Genomic DNA, 17,281 nt, shown 5'->3' with positions numbered 1-17,281 from the left:
GGCCCCCGGAAGATCGTGAGCATCCGGGGCGCGCGCGCCCCGGCCTCATTGAAGCCACCCGAAACGATCATCCGTCTGCTGGACCAAGCGGCGGCATCCGGGGCGCGCGCGCCCCGGCCTCATTGAAGCGCAATCCCGATTTGGAGCGGCGCTGCTGCGCGTAAGGCGCATCCGGGGCGCGCGCGCCCCGGCCTCATTGAAGCAGGAACGCATCGCGCTCCCACTCCATCGTCATGCCCAGCATCCGGGGCGCGCGCGCCCCGGCCTCATTGAAGCGCGTCGCCTTCGTCGCCGTCGGATTCGGCAGCGCGCCCCGGCCTCATTGAAGCCGGGGTGTTCGCCTTGAACCAGTGGATCGCCGAAAGCAGCATCCGGGGCGCGCGCGCCCCGGCCTCATTGAAGCCGGCCAACCTCCATGACGAGCCAAGCCTCCTTGCCCATTTGCTTCGATGGCATCTTCTTCTTCGTGAACTCATGGACCCGCCCAATCCGGCCCGGCCCGCTACCCGTCTGATGCGGCCCCAGCCTGAACGCTCGCGCATCGTTCGAATAGCCCCAAACCAAAGTGCGACCCGTAACCGATTGCGATGGGGCCGGAAACCGGGTGCTCGAAATCGAGCCGAACGGCGAATCCGCCAGCGAACGGAGGCTCTGGCCCGTGTTGACGCACCAGTTTGAAGTGGCGGAACCGGGCCCAAGTCGACTTGCCGCCTTCACCTGCCGCTCCAATCGTCGCGGCGTCGCTTCGGTACCCATGCATCGGTGCGAGTTGGTGGACCGCGACAGGTTCGGGAAGTCCCCGTGAGCACAGCTCAGCGCGGATCTGTCCCTCCAGCGTGTTCTTGCCGCGTACCTTGATGTGCCTGGGGGGAACGAAGGGTGTTGTCGATTGCCAGCTTGGTGCGGGGTGCCTGATGCGGGCGATACGCTGACCATACTTTGAAGAGAGTTGGACAAAATCCAGCAGATCGCCTGCGCCTGACAGCGCCAGACGCAACGGATTACTGTCCTTGGTATACATTGTCCGCGCTGCGCGGATGGCAGTCTGAGCGGCTGCACCTAGGCCACCGGGCGCCCAGACGAGAATGTGGTCCAGGTGCCCGTCGCCATCGAGATCGAGCGGGTTTATGTGCGCGTGTTCATGCGGCCCTCGAAGCGGTTGGCCTTTGCCGTCGCGCCCCGTAAGTTCGGGCGGCGGTACCCCGTTCCGGGCCGCGATTCTGACGAGCGCGCGATGCAGCAATTCTGCTTGCGGCAGAGTCCTAGTCACCGGGGGCAGCGCATGGTCGTTGCGGCTGGCATCCGCGAGGGACAGGAGCATGGCCGCGACCCGTTGCTCGGCCTTGAACGCTGTTCTGGTACTCGGCGAGCCAAATGAGACTGCATCAGACGGCTGCCAGTAAGAGACCCGCCGACTGCCGGGTGGCCAACTCCAGCCTTGGGCGCGCAGCCAAGTCGTGTCCTTCTGCAAGCAATCCAGTAGATTGGCGGGATAAGGTTGCACAGCCCTGACCCGTTTGGCGAGTAGCGACTTGGTGGGCTTCCTTCCCTCTGGTAATGGCAGGTCGGCCAGCGCTTTGTCAAGCTGTGTTGCCCGCCAGAGTTGGAAATCGGACGCGCTTACAGGCGCAAGAATGGAGACCTGCTCCGAGCCGTGCGCGGGCCTCTCCCCGCTCTGTTCCGGAAAACAATTGGTTTCCGGTATCGGTTCGCCGGCTCCCATCACTCGGCCTTCGACCCAGCTTTCCGAGCGCCCCAGGTAGTTCAGCCGCCCGACGAGAGCCTCCAGGATGGCTCGCTCGGTCTCGCTCAGCCCCACATTGTTCCAGGTAATCGTCATCTCCTGGTCTTCGACCTGCGCCCATGTGTCAAATGCGAGCGTTGTCTTCTCGATCTTCGTTCTGCCGTCAAGCACGCCGGTCGGCATGTAATGGCGACTGTGGGCGCCGACGGTGGGCGGCAGGTGATAGCGGGGCAGCTCGGCGGACAGTTTCTCGATCAAGCTGCGGGCAGCGGCTGGCAGACCGGCGCTGTTCCAGCCCCCGGACGTATAGCCGACCGAGATCAAAGCGCGGAGAAGCCGCCACGGGGAAGGCGGCCACTCGATCAAGCCTTCGTTGACGTGGTGGCCAAAGGGTGTGGCGTGATAGCGCCCCGCAAGAAACCAGAAAGCGAGGGATACGGACACGATCCTATGTGTCTTCTTCGACCGCTTCGCCAGCGTCTTCCACCGGTGTTACGTCCGCGACTTTGCCCTTCTTAAGCTCGTCTTCGAACGTTGCGCAGGTCACGACCATCTTGTCGGCTTCCTTACAGGCGGCAATGGCGGTCTTCACCGCTTCTTCCAAGTCATCGAGTGCGGGAAGACACCATCCCCGGGGGATTGTGGCTTCGATCTCTTCTCGCTCCACGCACAGGTCGCACGCGGTTCGCAACCGCATTCCTTCGGTCGTCAGTGCCCGCAGCTTGTACAGCGACAGCAGGATCAGAAGACGTTCCGCCGCATTTTCGAGTCCGTAGCCTCTGATCTGCGCCAGATCCAGGTTGACATATAGGGTGATCGAGGCGGCCGTGTACTCGTCCCGCGCAAATGGTATGTTGCCAAATCCGTCCTCGCTGACGCCAGAGGGGTTGACGTGGTCGTTCTTCACGCCGCCGGACGGAGCAACGTGCACATCATCTGCCTCGATGAAGGCCGACAGGGCACGAGCGACTCTGAGGCGGCCTCCGGCCAAAGCAACACCCTTGGTGGCTTGTTCGCTCAGCTTCACTTTGTTGTTGGAGAGAAAGCACCCATGAATCAACGAGCCACAATCGAATCTGAGAATTGCCCTAGCCAATCCCTGACGGTCGACTAGTCCCTCGTTCTTGTCCACGGTGTCTTTGCCAAGTTCCTGCCTTAGTGTCTTCAGAAAGGCGTCTAGGAATGTCCGGTCGGAAGATGTCAACAGATAGGGGCTGTTGACCCGGTGGGATTCCAGAATCGTGTCGGTCAGAAACTTGCCGTTGCGGGTTATCCGTACATGTGAAAGATCCTTGAAAGCCTCCTTCACATCGTTTTTGGCATTATCCCAGATGGTCATTTCGAGATGGTTGGCCATACTCTGCGCCGACTCCACCAGCAGGCTCCCGCCGTTGCCGGTCTGAAACGTCGCGGCGCCGAGAGACGGGAATCCGGTGGGTTGAAACCGACTACCCTGGAGGGGTATCAGGGGAATCTTGAACAGCAGCCGCTTGGCATTGTTGAGGGGCGTCAGATCGAGAGGCATAGTCAGTCCTTGTCAGGGTCGAGGCGGTAGAGAATCCGTACGGCGGTTCCTCGGGTTATTGGAAAAGCCAGAGCCGCGGCCCACAGCCGGGCGGTGCCGGGGGTCGCGGTGCCCACCCGCACCGTGCAGCGGATGCCGGCCGCGCCGAGGCGGCGTAAAGCGATGGCAACAGCGGCAGCCGCGTCGCCGACGGCGAGACGGCGAATGAGCGCCGGATCAGTTCCAATGTCGAGCTCGAACCCGGAGCGTGTCTTGAGCGGCCAAGGGAGCGTGCACAGGCGAATCGCCAGCCAAGTGTCGTCTGGCCAGTCCGAGGTGTGAGGCGGTTCGATACGGATTGGTTGCTCAGCCCATGCCTTACGGTCTAGGGCCATGAGCGGGCGCGCCAGAGCCACGGCGCGATCCAAATCAACTTTGCCGGAAAGCAATGCCGCGAGGTCGGCGATAGTGGCATCCGAACTCGGCGCCGCCTTGAGCGGCAGGTGACGACCTTCGTGCTGCGAGGATTCGACCAAGCGCCGCTCAACTAGCGCAATGGCATCATCAAGACTGCGGCGGCCGTGCAAGACGACATCCGGCAACATATCAAGCCTTGTTGCGGAACCTGTACCGGTTGTGGCAAAGCGCCATGGCCGTTTTCGATCGAGAGGAAGCCAATGCCTCCGGATCGAGTCGATCGGTTTTCCCAGCTCCCGATGGAACCCACTCGCCTGCAAGGCGAAGGCAAGGGCCAATCGGAACTCGGGAGTCCCGTCGTCGCTGGCTGTCACCCACTCAGGACGCAGGCGAGGCACGGGCTGGGCTGCATAGCCACTGCCTCGCCGCATAACCGCCTCCAGGTCGCCAAGACGCAGGAGTACATCCTGAAGCTGATTAGCGGCGCCCTGTCTTTCAACAACCGAAAACAGCGTGTCCATCAGGCGAGAATACGTGGTCGTCAATCGGCGGGGGACTTTCTTGGCCTTCTGGTTGTCAGCAGGATGTGCTTCACGATGCAGAGAAAGTAGCCACCGATCAAGGTCGTCAAGGCATGATGACGTAGACGGGGCCATGTCGGATACGCGAAAACGCCCAAGTGGAATTGCGAAGTGGGTTGCTTGGTTGTTCCGTTGCTGGTATCCGTAACGCAAGAACTGCGGGATTCCCCGGCTGACCCCAAAGCTGGTGATAGCCCTTGCCATGGTCCAACCATCGATAGCAAGACCGGTCTTGGTCTCCGCGCGTCCTTGCAAGAACATTTGCTGAACCTCGAAGAACGTCGACGGTCTGGCCCACATCGGCAACCACTGTTCTCCTCTTCCTGGATACTCTCGGCCCTTGTTCAGAAATTTCTCGTCAAGACGCGAGCCGCTTGCGTAGCCAGACGAACGAGGGGCCACGTAGAAGGGGGAGGACATCCATCGCTTGCTGTTGGTTGAAGCCCTTCTACCAACCGACGACCTCAATACGCAGGCCCCTTCAAAGGCGAGGAGCATGTCCCAGGGTGTAGAGGTACCGCCGGGAGAAAACTGGCCCATGGACTGATGCCAATGGCACTTAACGGCGCTTCCGCCGAAGAGCGCAACGGAGAGGGCATGGTTCCAGTGTTCCTTGATCACAGCTTCTACGGTCGCTGACATGTAAGCGGAGGGGTAACCTCCACTGCCTTCACTTCCGCCTGTTCCAAAGATCGGCGGTTGCTTCAAAAACAACTCTTCACCCGCGCCTATCAGCGCAACTACCGTATCGAGCCATAGGGACGAAGCGCCCCTGACCTTCAGACGTAGCGCTAGGATCAATTTGCTTCTTGCATTGTCCGAAGGTTTAAGCCCAGTTGTCTCGTCTGCGATGACTGACCGAACTGTTTTGATCGCCTTACGAAACGGTTCGAGTCGAGGACTTGACGAGCACTCAATCTGCTTCAGCGAGTCTCGCGCACTCTTTTCTGATGCACCGGCATAAAATCCGGAACGCGCCCCCCACGGGTTGAATATCGGCGTAGGCTGGTAGTCATGCATGAAGAACGCCCCAAGTTCCTCTCGATTTAGCTTCGTCGCCAGTTGGAAGTGATCTTCTTTCCACCACCCACGCGCATCGCTGTCGGCCTGCTCGGCAATCAGCCGCAGAATGCCAAGCGCTTTGAGATAATGCGCCAACGGCACGGGAGCACAGCCGTCGAGTTGATGGACGTAAATCATCGAAAAGACTCCTGCGCGAAGCGACGCGGCGGGGAATCTCCTCCAGGCGGCGGCGCTGGCGCTCCTAAGGCGGCAGGATGGGCCAGCGTTCGACGGCTTCTATCCGACGAATGTCCAGCATCGTTGCTCTCCTGTTCCTGCAACAGTTTATCCGCCAGCCTCTGGCTGGAGGCCCGCTGGTCCGCAGCGCGCAGTAGGGTTTCCAGCCAAGCCAGCGTGAACGGCCCGAAGCGCTCGACGAGATTCTGCACGCGCTCGTTCCAACTCCTTCCGGTTCGGGGGCTTAGGCCCGCTTCCGAAGGCGAGAGGTCGAGCGCGATGGCCGGTAGTTGATGAAAACCACCGTCAACGGTAGCCAGTGGCAACGGCGGCAAGATGTCACCGTCTCGAACGCCGCGGATACGCAGCAGGTAATCGTCCGCCTTCTGGTCCGCGGGGCCTGCATGCCAAGCCATCCGGACTTTGCCGTGGTGGGCGCAAACGAGGTAGGCGAGTAGGTCGAATTCGTCCGCGCCGAGATTGAGTATCTCCTGTTCGACGGCTGTGGGCTCGGCGTCGTCCGCGCGGTTGGCAGATTCGCCAGCCGTCTGGCTCTCTCCCATGGCATCGAACAGCTCGCACCATGGGCCGAGCAGCGCCGGATGCTGCGGTTCGTGCCGTTGAAGTACGCCGAACAGGCCGAGCGTGCTCGCCAGTTCGTGGCGGAACCCGCGCCGCTGATCAATGGCGTCGATGCGGTACATGTCGCTCGCGCTGCACGGCCAGGCAATATCGGGTGCCTTGGCGATGTCGTTGCGTTCGGGGCGGTCGTCGGCCTGAATGGAACACTGAAACGCGGGATGAGCCTTGCCCAGATCGTGCCAGCGACCAGCCAATTGCAGCAGTTCCGCTATGGTCGGCGCTACCTTGGCCGCAATCCGCTGGACTTCTATGCCGACCTGCAAGCCATGCCCCGCGATGGTCTGCCAGCAGCCGGCAACACTCAGCGATTCGTCGTCCTCGGCGGCGTCAGCGTGATCCTCGGGCGGGAGTGGGCGAACGCGCCGCTCGCTCGGGCGCCAGCCGTCGCCATCTCGTGTCCAACAAGGGCCGCTTACATACCCAATATCGTAGTCCATCCGCACCGGCTCAACTGGCTCATCGGACATCGGATCCCAACCTGAATCGCGGAGATAACCCCCGGCGCTATACTCGACCTGCACCGTCTGTCCGGGATAGATGTCGCGGCGCGTGACCGTGCGCCACTCGCGGGTCAGCCAATCCCAGACCCACGCTCGAATGTTCGGCTTCAGGCTCTCTGATTTCGGCTTGCATAGCCAGTCGCGAGCCTTGAGGAAGGGTACGCTACAGAGGTCGTCTCTCGTCGGCTTCATATTCGACGGCGGGCCATCGCCACCAACCTTGGCCCAGAACACTTGCACGTCGCGTTCCTCACCTGATCGGATGAAGCGGCTGATGTCGATGTTCGCTCCCGACAAGTCGGGGGAGGTATCGAACAGCTCGTCCAACTCGCGGCGCAATAACAAGTGTGCGGGTTCATACGGATAGAGGCGCGGCAGCAGTGCTTCGTGCTTGTTCTCGTACCTTTCCAGATGGACCGGTCCGACATCCGGCAACGCATTGCAGGCATCGCGCGAGACGTCGAGCTCATCCTTTGTGTAGGGAGAGGCTTTCTTGTCACTCTTGTGCTTGAAGTCCGCAACGATGACTTGGCCCATGCCACCCCATCGCGCGCAGCGGCCGAATCGCTGAACCAAGCTTGGCCACGGCGCAAGCTCAGTGATCAGAAGGGACGCGGAGATATCCACGCCGGCTTCGATTATCTGCGTGGAGACGATGATGCGGTTCGTATCCGGGCCGCAACCCCCTCGATCAAGGAACTCTCTGCGCCAATCTCGGCGTTCGGCCGGGCGGAACCGGCTGTGCACCAAGCGAATGTCCGTACCCGCGTCCTTCAGCGTCTTGTCCCGTCGAAGCGCCGTCCATACGTCAACCGCGCGCTCCACCGTGTTGAGCACGACCAGCGTCGGCCCCTTCTTTCCGCATCCGCAACGGTGGTGACGTTGTGAGACATCCCGAGCAAGCGCCTTCGGATTGGCAAACGGAACGACCTCCAAGGGTTTGGTCATTTCATCCCATAGATCTCCCACCTGCTCTGCAGATCGGATTTGGTGCGTGTTACGGGCAAGCTCTCCGGTCAGATCGGTCGTGTCGGGACTCCTCTCCAACCAGGCGGGCTGCAACGTCGCGCTCATCCACCATGTGAAACAGGGCCGCAACGACCTTTTGGCGCACCGATCCTCGCACCGAAATGCCTGAAGCTGCCCCGACGTTGCGAGGCCCACATCCATCAACTGCACTTCGTCCATCACCCAAAGGGCGTCCTGGTTCAGCAGCCCGAACTCCATGGGCCACCGCGCTCTAGGGCTTGCGTAGCCACGGTTCAAGGCGCGAGAAAGCAGCATGTCTTGCGTGCCAATCAGCACCGCGTCGCCTTCGGGGTGGAGATGCCACTGGCCGGCGTCGGCGCCGCCCATTAGCAAGTGGACACCAACCCTGCCGTCATGGGGGCTCTCACCGTCCCATAGCACTTCGAGACGTTGAAGCGCTGATCGGACTTCGCTCTCTATCTGTTCGACGAGCACGCGCATCGGCAAGCACCAGATCAGGCGGCGCGGCCAATCTTCGTTGCGCTGTCTGACGCGATGCCAAGCCCAAGCCGCAAGCACGCCGAGCGTTTTTCCGACGCCCGTGGGTATGCGAATCAGGCGGTTCCCGCATTCCGTCGGATCGGATAGCTCGCACTGCCAGCGGCGCGGGTCCTTGCTGCCACTCAGCTCGGTAAAGAATTGATGGAAGTCCGCCGCAGTCGACTCAGACAAGAGTGCCGTCTCCCTGAATTGGTGGTGAGGTCCCCTTAGTTCTCAGGCCAATCCTGCTTTGGTCCGCTCGGGGATGCGTTTCGATCATTTGAAGAACAACCATATTACCAGCCACGCTGCGTTGATCGGGGCTTTCGTGTCGCGGCTCATTGATCCGGCGTGGCCCGGATGGTCTCCGTCAACGTTTCCACCATCGGCTCTTGGCGCCCTCCTGAGCAAATTCGGTCACCTCACCGTACGACAGCTTCGCCGACAACCGTAGCGCCGGGCGCACCGACGGGCCTGGCTCGGCGCGATGGGGCCAGCCCTACGGCGGCTTCAGCCACGCAGTCAGATTGAGTGCTGTCAACGGCCAGCGCAACCGGGCGCGCAGTCACTTTGACTGCCCGGTTTGACAATCCCTATGGTCGGTCTCTTCGGTAAACGGAGTCCTGACTGACGCAAGTTATTGATGCCGTTGTATATATTCGAATTTTGTTCCCTGTGTATGCTCCAGAGCATCCACTCTTCCCGGCAACCGCCAGGCGGCTCCTGTCGTTGAAAACGCAGGCGAAACACGACAGGCGCGCGCTTGCCTCGACGGGCACCGAGGTGCGTGAGGTGTGAACGCGAACCGGCTCCGCCGTCGAGACGGAACCGGAGGAGGAAGCTCAACCCATGGGGATGGAAAACCGTTGATAACCAACGGTTTAGCCCGAGCGGCGCTTGAGCGGGAGGGATTGGACAGACCCTATACGAGCCTGAGCCGTGAGCCGGGGGCAGTTGCAGGGCCGTAATCCAGGAAGCAGCCGAGGCGTTTCGAGCGCGGACCTGACGGCGATGTATGCTGACAGCATACGGCGGTTCTCCGGAGAATCGGGCGTGTGCTCTGGAGCATACACGGGTGTTTTTCCGTACTACGCCGTATTACAGCGGATTTGGACGAAAGCTATGCGGCGACGGACGCGGTTCGGCGCGCACTTGACCCGGCACGAGCGCCCGCACCGGTGCGCGAGCCGGTGCACGGCGAAGCGGACCGCGATGTGCGCACCGGGATCGACACCGCCATCGACGGGAGTGCGGAGCCCGGTGAACGGCGAAGCCGACACTGGCGAAGCACGCAGTGTTCGAGCGACGCGCCGGGGCGATGGCCGATGCCTGCGCAGCCGGCGAGGCCAAGCGAGGCGTACCCGGTGACGGCGAGCGGGCGCGACGCGGCCCGCATCGCCGTACCGGCTGCTGACACAAGAGCGGAACGGGCCGCACCGGCGAACGGCACGGCCCGTTGTCGTGGCGGCTATGCAGCGGCCCGCATCACCGGGATGCCCATGGACTTGGCCTTGTCGACGAGGTTGCCGGTGATGCCGCTGCCGGGGAAGGCGATGACGCCCTTGGGCAGCAGGTTCAGCAGCTCGTCGTTGCGCCGGAACGGTGCGGCCCGTCCATACCGCTGCCAGTCGGGCTTGCACACGATCTGGTGCACGCCGTGGCGCTCGGCCCACTGGGCAGCGATCTTGTCGACGCCGGGGCCGCCGCCGTGCACCAGGACCAGGTCGGGGTACTTGGCGCGGGCCTTGTCCAGGCTGCGCGATACCGCATCGGGATGGTTGACGGTCTTGCCGCCGGCGACGGCGACCAGGGTGCCGTCGGGCAGGTGCGCTTGTATCTCGCGGTCCTTTCTTGCGCGCTGGAAGTCGCGGGCGTCGATGGCTGCGGAAGTCAGCTTGCGGGTCTGGGAGACGTGGCTGCCGCGCCGCGGCCGCCAGGTGTCGCCGGTGGCGGCGCGGTAGGCGTCGGCGGCGGTGTCGCGCAGTTGCTCGAAGGCGTCGCGGCGGTCGCCGAGGTGGCGGGCGCGGTCGGTCGTGAGTTCGAGTTCTCTCGCCTTGACTTCGGAGCCGTCCTGTGAGGATTGCAGGTCGCGCATCTTGGGCATCAGCCTGTCGATGCGCCGGTCGATCCGGCGGACCTGTGCGTCGAGAGTATTCGCGAACCCCCAGAGCAGGTGCTCGCGTTCGTCGGCGAGTTGGAACCCGTCGGGCGTCACGTGCTCGGCGAGGAGGCGGAACGCTTCGCCGACGGCCGCGACGGCACCGTCGCGGTCCCAGATCTCGCGAGGATCGAACTCGCCGCGCTCGGGGGTGGCGCCGTACAGTGCCGCGTTCTCGCAGATCACCGCGGTGGGGGATTGCGCCTGGAAGGTGTCGATGTGGTCGATGTCGTACATTGAGAGTCTCCTGTCTTGAGTGGTAGGGCCAACCGGCCCGTGATGCCGTTGCGTGGCTCGCTCCGGCGTATGTTTCATTGGGACACGCGCGCGCAGCGCAGCCACCGCGCAGCGGTCGCAACGCAGTGGAGAACCCCGAAGGGGTTGGCGCAGTGAGCACGTGTGGCACGATGGGACATACAGAGGAGAGAGCTTTGTTTGGGATTGGCACGACCTCTTTTTTGGGCCTGTCGGCGAGCACGGTGCCGGGCTTGACGATGGACCTCGCCGGCTCGTGCGACAGCACCGCCGCGCACTCAGCGGTACGGATGTGACAGAAGACGCTGCTCGGCGATCTCTCGGATGCGGTTGCGGTCACGCACCGTAGCCCAGCCCCGGGGGTCGTCCTCGAGCAGGACCAGGTAGACCCGCTGGCCGGGGTTGAGGATGTCGTCGTGGGCGTACACGTCGCCGACGTAGTCGCCCTCGGCGTCGTAGATGCGGGATTCGTCCGGGCGGACGCGCTTGAAGGTGACGTAACTCATGGTGGGCTCCTGTCTCGGGATTCGATGCCGCCCGGCCTCCCTCCCGGCCGTGCGGCGTTCGCCCGCAACGGGCTTCACTCTCACTCCAGCTCACGGGGTCGCTCCGTGAACCCGGCGTGAGGACTCGAAGTGGGCAGCATGAGAATAGGGCCGACGCGCGAAGCGACGGCCCTATTCGGGGGCGGGAGAGGCGCAGCCTCAGAACGGGATCGACATGTCCGGGTCGGTGGCTTCGCCACCCTCCGGCACGGTCGAGCCGTTGGCCGCCGCCTCGGCCTCGGCGTGCGCGCCGTTGCCGTTGGGAGCCCCCGGCCGATCCAGGAACTGGATGCGGGAACCGGGGGCCAGGAGGATCTCGGTCGAGAAGCGGTCGGAGGCCTCGCCGTCCTTGCGCCAGCGCCGCGTCTGCAGCTTGCCCGCGACGTAGACCAGCCGGCCCTTCCGCGCGTGCCTGGCCAGCATGTCCACCAGCCCGGGCTGGAACGTGACGACGCGGTGCCACTCGGTCTTGTCGACCTTCTGGCCTTCCCGGTCGATGTACGACTCGTCGGTGGCGATGCTGAGATTGGCCACGCGGCCCCCCGACACCAGGTGATTCACGGTCACGTCGGCGCCGAGCCGGCCGATGACTTCTGCCCTGTTCAATCCGAAGCTCATGGGGATTCTCCTTCTGCTGAGTGATGACGATGGGTTGGCGAACGGTCGGGAACCGGAAGCCCTCGCTCCGGCCCCTCGTCCGTTCACCCTTCTCCCGCTTCCCTCCATCTCCCGGTATCCGGGACCTCGCGGTCGGGACAGTGGTGGGCGAGGTCGTCGGCGAGGGTCTCGCGCACGGCGTCGATGTCGATGCCGATCTCGGCGAGCAGGCAGCCGGTGGCCGGGGCGATGGGGTCGTAGTCGGTGTCGGGTACGAACATGGGGGCTCCTTCAGGTGTCGCGCCCGGGCCGGGGGAGCCGTTCTCCCTCCGCGCTCCCGGACGCCTACCCGGCACTCGCTGTCCTCCTACTCTCTGGAATCCCTCCCGCCGAAGGGCGACAAGCGTTCAGGCCCATGCGGCGTAGCGCGCCGTGACCGGCGCGTCGTTCACGATCTCCACCTCGTCGAACGACAAGCCGGCGAAGGCCAGTTCGGCGACGGCATCGGCTTCGGAATCGAACGGGCCATGCGTCTCTCCGGTGGCCAGCTCGATGACGGTGAAGCTCGGATCCCACGCCGGGATGCCGCGGAAGAAATCGGAGCGCTCGTAGGAGCGTTTCGCGCAGCCCGGGCAGCGCGACGCCCCGAAGCTCGGCCGGTTGCAGTCCGTGCAGCGGCCAGCCTCTCGCCGTTCCCAATACCGGCGTCGGGAGGTGGCGTTCTTTCGGTCTCGGTTTCGCCTCTGGCCATCGACGGTCGCGCACACGCCGCAACGGGCCTCGCCCGCAAAAGCCGGCCGGCCACAGGATACGCAAAGCCCGGCGGCCTTCCGGGAGGCGTACAGCTCGCGCTCCGCGGCCTGCCGAATCTCACGGCACGGCTGGCAGGTGGCGCCGCCCTCGACGGGCAGCCGACGCCCGCAGCGCACGCATGTCCCGCCGTCGAGGCGGGCCTGCCGGCGCCGGGCGCTGGCCGCCCGTCCGGCCTTGCGCTTGACCTGCGGATTCCGGCCGCCATAGAGCTCGCCCCGGCGTTTGGCCCGGGCGTATCGGGCGCGCTCGGCGGCGCGTCGCTTCTCGCCGCATGCGGCGCAGAGCCGGCGACCGGGCTCAGGTTGATTGACGCCGCACTTCGTGCAGACCCCCCGTGCGATCCACTCGGCGGTCCGCCGGCGGTCCCTCGCCCGTTCGCCGACCACGTTGCGGCGGCGCTTGATGCCGGCGGCCCGCCGGCGCGCGTCGCGCGCCCGCTCCGATGCCCGGCGCTTCCCGGCGCACTCGCCGCACAGCGCGAGTCCGTTCTCGGGCCGGCGAACTCCGCACCGAGGGCAAAGCCCGGCCGCCCGGCGTCGTTCGGTTCGCTCGAGGAACCGCTCGCGGTCGCGTCGTCGGCGTTGCTCAACGTCACGGTAGGCCATGGGCTGCTCCAGGTGTAACAGGGGGGGACGGGACTGCGGATGTCCAACCGGCGACGGGCCGGCTGGACGTCCGCAAATGCGGAAACTCAGCCTTTCTGACGGCGCTCCAGAAACAGACCGAGTGCGCGCCAACCCCAGACCTGGCAACCGGAGTTGCGCCGCTTCACCCCCGTCGCGATGATGATCTCGTCGCGGGCCGGACGCAGCTTCTCGACCGCCTTCAGCGGCAGGATCCGGCCGCGCGCCTTGCGCCGGCCCCTGGGCCTCGAACCGTCCGCCTGAACGGGAACGATGTCGCCGTTGGCCAGCGAGCGGAAGGTCTCGACGACGTAGCGCTCGTCATCGAGCCCCCCGCCGACGAAGTGCGTGAGATAGGTGCGCGCGTCGCCGCGCGGTGCGAGTGCCGCCTGCATGGTTCGATGCTCCTTCGGTCAGGTGAAAGGGAACGGCGGCAGCGCCCCTCTCCCGGAGCGCCGCCGACCCCCCCGCTTCCGGCCGAAACTCCCCTCTCGCCGGCGCAAGGCCGGCAGACGGCGAACGGCGGATCGTTGTCGTGGAACGGGTCGGGGCCTGCGTCGGCGCGAATCGAATGCGCGGTTGCGCGGCGGGATGGCCGAATCAGCCTGCGGATTGGCGGCGCAAGCGTGCGCCTGACTTGGAAATGAAGTGGTACCTAATTGGTACCTGAGAATGGAGGGCCTAGAGAGCCAGCGAAACGGAAGGTTTGTAACCGATTGTTATTTATGAATTATCTAGGATAACGCCGCCGCTAGGCGGAAATCATGTACCTGTTTGAACATCTTGACCAGCATGTCCACGCAGCGGTTGGCCACCGTGGGCATGTCGCTCAACTGGAACTGGAACTTGAGGATGTCCCTGCGCTCCACCTCGGCGACCTCCAGTCCCCCGAGGCGCGGCACGATGTGCTTCTTGAGCATCAGGCCGTAGTGCTTGACCGTGTTGGGCTTGCAATGCATGGCGACGTGCTCGCGCTGATAACGCCCCGCGAGGTCGGCGACGGTCGGCGGGGCCTCGGGTTTGGTCTCGACCGGCGGCTCCCCAGCCTTGACGCGCGCGATGATCTTCGCGGCGTCCTTGCGGGCCCGGTCGGGCGCGATGTCGCCGTGACGGCCCACGGTGATGCGCCGGGACTTGCCGGCGACCCGCGTCTGCACCACGTAGACCTTGCGCCCGCTCGGATAGACCCTGACACCGTAGCCGGGCAGCTCCCGGTCCCAGAACACGGTATCCTTGTCGTCCACCGACAGGCGGTCCACGGTGCGCTTTGAAAGGGTGCGGTAACTTGGCTGGGGCATCGCGTTCGTCGGTCGGGTTCGTGCCGGGCCGGATTCGACAATGCCGATTTACCGTAAGCGAATCGAAAGCGCCCGGCTCGAAATATGGGCGTATTACATCGCATTTTTGGCGTCGGTGCAAGGCGCGAGGCAAGTCGGAAAGTGTATATTTGTAGAGCTATTATAATAGCTTATACGGGTTCGGCGCACTCCGGCGCGTCCGAGGCAGCGGTTGGGAAAAAGTGATGTTTCTTCTCGACGCAAATGTGCTGCTCTGGACTTCCGGTCATCCGGACCGGCTACCGCTGGAAGCGCGCGACCTGATTCAAGACAAGGCCACAGAGCTGTTCTTCAGCGCCGCATCACTATGGGAAGTCGCCATCAAGAACGGTCGAGGACACGCCGATTTCAATGTCGACCCGCGCCTTCTCAGGCGTGGATTGCTTGAGAACGGTTACTCCGAACTCCCTGTGACGGGAGCGCACGCTGTGGCAGTTGATCTGCTACCGGACATCCATAAGGATCCCTTTGATCGAATTCTCATTGCACAAGCGCAAATTGAAGGTCTCACGCTATTGACGGCCGACAAGAAACTTCGCGACTATCCCGGCCCGATTCGGGTGCTGTAGCCACTCCCTCCGCCTTCCCTTTCCAGTGTGCTTTCCATTCGCCGCAGCCCGCAGCGCAGCGAGTGCACCTGACTATCGAGCTTATCCAGTTCGTCGCGGAAATCCTCCACGAGCTGGCCCATCATTTCGGAATCAGGCTTCGGTTCCTTACGTTCCGTGTAAAACGTCTTCTTCGTATCGTCCAGCTGCATTCCGATATGCTGCAAGGTAAGTTGAATCTCCATCCTTTGTTCCCTCCTCGGAACTTCCTCTCCGCCCCCATGGCGAATCTCCATTCAAGATAGATTCTCGGCGAAAGCGCGCTGTCGAACAAGAAGCTGCGCATGGCCAACACTTGTCGCTGCATGCTATTGTCAGGAAACGCCGTGCGTGTCGCCTGCGGTTATGCAGGCTTCTTGTAAGCGGCCTTAGACCAACAGCAAGAATCAAGAACAAGCCTTGTCATCCGGCGAAATATGCCAACGGAATTAGAGTCCGGCCATTCCGACAATAGTCCGGGGAACATCTCAGCCACGGCTCGATCCGAAAGCTTCGGGGTGCGCGATGTCGTGGCGGCGTACAACGCCAAAGCGCCGGGGCTCTTCGACGGCTACGAACGAATTCCGTTTGGGAGCGTGCATCGGCAGGTTGCGGATCTGCTGCCCGAGTCTTCCGGCAATGTGCTGGACGTGGGTGCGGGAAGCGGTCGGGATGCCGCCTGGTTTGCGGAGCAGGGCCATAGTGTCGTGGCCGTCGAGCCTTCTTCCGGGATGCGCGAGGCGGGCAGTGCGCGACACAAGTCGTCGAAAATTCGCTGGCTTGATGACCGGCTTCCGGCGCTCGAAAAGTTGCTGCGAACCAAATCCTCTTTCGATCTCGTGTGGGTAAGCGCAGTCTGGCACCATCTGCCGGCCAGCCAGAGACATCGGGCCTTTCGCAAGCTCGTTTCGGTGCTCGGCCCCGGTGGCAGCATGATGATCAGCCTTCGCCAAGGCCCGCCCGCGCCGGGACGCCCCATGAGCCACGCCACCTCCGCGGAAATAGAAGGACTGGCGCGACGACACGGATTGCAGGTGATCCGTGTGACGAAAAGCAATGACGCGAGCGGGCGAAAAGCAGTCTCATGGGAGGTCGTTTGGCTGCAGTTGCCGGACGACGGTACGGGCGCATTGCCGCTGCTTCGGCACGTTGTGTTCAATGATCAGAAGTCTTCAACCTACAAACTGGCCCTGTTGCGGGCGCTGTTGCGAATCGCCGACGGCGCCGCAGGCTTCGCGCGTCCCCGAGCGAACGATGATCACGTGGAATTGCCCCTCGGACTGGTGGCGCTCTACTGGATCCGATCCTTCCAGCCGCTGATCAAGGCGGACCTTCCGCAGCAGCCTCGCGGCAATCAGCACCTGGGCTTCGTAAAGGCAGGTTTTCGAGGACTGATGGACCGATCGCCATTCGATCTGCGCGTTGGCCAGCGCTTCAGCGAAAAGGACGCCAAAAATTTGATCCTGGCGATTCGCGAGGCAGCGAACTGCATTCGACGTATGCCGGCCAACTACATTACATACCCCGGAAGCGACAAGCCCGTATTTCCTTGCGTTCGCAGCGGTCCGGTGCGCCTGAAGAACTCTGTCAACATTGACGAGGCCTTTCTGTGGTCGTTAGGTGCCTTTTCGGTGCCGCGCAATCTCTGGCAGGCCATGGGCCGTTATGCCGCCTGGCTGGAGCCTGCGGTTTTGAACGAGTGGATACTGATGATGCGGACTTACGAACAGCGAACCAGTGGGGGTCAGCAATCCTGGGACGCGCACTGGAAGGCTCTCGAATGGCTTGCGCCCGAACACGACACCGATATTGCCCGTAGGCGCGCGGAGACTCTGCGTGCTCATAGTTCTCTGCATTGCGTATGGACCGGAAAGCGGCTGACAAGAAAGTATGAAATCGATCATTGCTTCCCCTTCTCCGCCTGGCCTTGCAATGACTTGTGGAATCTGCTGCCCAGCGACCGCCGGACCAATCAGAACAAGTCCGACCGACTCCCAAGTCCTGATGCGCTGGACAGCGCAAAGTCGCGTCTTCTGGACTGGTGGCATTCCGCATACCAGCAAGACATCCGGCTGAAGGCGACATTCGAGGACGAGGCGCGCAGCGCCCTGCCCGCAACCGGTCTCGGCGAGGACGGCTTCACGCTCGAATCCGTATTCGACGGCCTGATGTTCCAGCAACTGGTTCTGAAACGGGACCAGCAACTTCGCGAATGGCAGCCGGCTTAGTT

Annotated in this window: 13 protein-coding genes; 2 read left to right on the top strand and 11 right to left on the bottom strand. The window is 63.2% G+C overall.

The features are described 5' to 3' along the window. Positions 1 to 502 precede the first annotated feature (502 nt). The 10 genes from cas5u6u to F4Y72_09455 all read right to left on the bottom strand — a co-directional run bounded on the left by cas5u6u (position 503) and on the right by F4Y72_09455 (position 14,425). Positions 503 to 2,221, bottom strand: a complete 1,719-nt coding sequence (gene cas5u6u / locus F4Y72_09500; protein MXZ28524.1) for a type I-U CRISPR-associated protein Cas5/Cas6 — start codon at positions 2,219 to 2,221, stop codon at positions 503 to 505. Next, positions 2,193 to 3,269 (bottom strand): type I-U CRISPR-associated protein Cas7, encoded by a 1,077-nt coding sequence (gene cas7u, locus F4Y72_09495; GenBank protein ID MXZ28523.1) that lies wholly within the window; start codon positions 3,267 to 3,269, stop codon positions 2,193 to 2,195. Before cas7u ends, cas5u6u begins: the two co-directional genes overlap by 29 nt. A gap of 2 nt (positions 3,270 to 3,271) precedes the next feature. Beyond that, entirely contained in the window at positions 3,272 to 5,446 is a 2,175-nt protein-coding gene (gene csx17 / locus F4Y72_09490) for a type I-U CRISPR-associated protein Csx17 (protein MXZ28522.1), read from the bottom strand. Beyond that, positions 5,443 to 8,328, bottom strand: coding sequence for a DEAD/DEAH box helicase (locus F4Y72_09485; protein ID MXZ28521.1), 2,886 nt, complete (start codon positions 8,326 to 8,328; stop codon positions 5,443 to 5,445). Before F4Y72_09485 ends, csx17 begins: the two co-directional genes overlap by 4 nt. Before the next feature lie 1,276 nt (positions 8,329 to 9,604). Continuing rightward, positions 9,605 to 10,531: a DUF2493 domain-containing protein gene (locus F4Y72_09480; GenBank protein ID MXZ28520.1), complete on the bottom strand. Its 927-nt coding sequence runs from the start codon at positions 10,529 to 10,531 to the stop codon at positions 9,605 to 9,607. 296 nt (positions 10,532 to 10,827) lie between these two features. Continuing rightward, entirely contained in the window at positions 10,828 to 11,055 is a 228-nt protein-coding gene (locus F4Y72_09475; protein ID MXZ28519.1) for a hypothetical protein, read from the bottom strand. A gap of 198 nt (positions 11,056 to 11,253) precedes the next feature. After that, positions 11,254 to 11,712: a single-stranded DNA-binding protein gene (ssb, locus tag F4Y72_09470; GenBank protein MXZ28518.1), complete on the bottom strand. Its 459-nt coding sequence runs from the start codon at positions 11,710 to 11,712 to the stop codon at positions 11,254 to 11,256. Positions 11,713 to 12,098: 386 nt separating this feature from the next. After that, complete coding sequence (locus tag F4Y72_09465) at positions 12,099 to 13,109, bottom strand: hypothetical protein (protein MXZ28517.1); 1,011 nt, start codon at positions 13,107 to 13,109, stop codon at positions 12,099 to 12,101. 86 nt (positions 13,110 to 13,195) lie between these two features. Then, positions 13,196 to 13,522 carry a hypothetical protein gene (locus tag F4Y72_09460; GenBank protein MXZ28516.1) on the bottom strand — a complete coding sequence of 109 codons (327 nt, stop codon included), beginning with the start codon at positions 13,520 to 13,522 and terminating at the stop codon, positions 13,196 to 13,198. Between the two features lie 339 nt (positions 13,523 to 13,861). Then, positions 13,862 to 14,425: a DUF4102 domain-containing protein gene (locus F4Y72_09455; GenBank protein ID MXZ28515.1), complete on the bottom strand. Its 564-nt coding sequence runs from the start codon at positions 14,423 to 14,425 to the stop codon at positions 13,862 to 13,864. A 221-nt stretch (positions 14,426 to 14,646) separates the two neighbouring features. On the opposite strand from F4Y72_09455, the gene F4Y72_09450 reads away from it, so the two are divergent. Continuing rightward, positions 14,647 to 15,033, top strand: coding sequence for a type II toxin-antitoxin system VapC family toxin (locus F4Y72_09450; protein MXZ28514.1), 387 nt, complete (start codon positions 14,647 to 14,649; stop codon positions 15,031 to 15,033). On the opposite strand, the gene F4Y72_09445 is transcribed toward F4Y72_09450, so the two are convergent. Further along, positions 15,006 to 15,257 (bottom strand): hypothetical protein, encoded by a 252-nt coding sequence (locus F4Y72_09445; GenBank protein MXZ28513.1) that lies wholly within the window; start codon positions 15,255 to 15,257, stop codon positions 15,006 to 15,008. The genes F4Y72_09450 and F4Y72_09445 overlap by 28 nt on opposite strands. A 231-nt stretch (positions 15,258 to 15,488) precedes the next feature. Here F4Y72_09445 and F4Y72_09440 point away from each other — a divergent pair, with 231 nt between their 5' ends. Continuing rightward, on the top strand, positions 15,489 to 17,279 hold the full coding sequence (locus F4Y72_09440) for a methyltransferase domain-containing protein (protein ID MXZ28512.1): 1,791 nt from the start codon (positions 15,489 to 15,491) through the stop codon (positions 17,277 to 17,279). Positions 17,280 to 17,281 lie beyond the last annotated feature (2 nt).

Source organism: Gammaproteobacteria bacterium (genome assembly GCA_009838035.1).
Taxonomy (GTDB): Bacteria; Pseudomonadota; Gammaproteobacteria; order Steroidobacterales; family Foliamicaceae; genus Foliamicus.
This window is presented reverse-complemented; position numbering and strand designations above follow the sequence as displayed.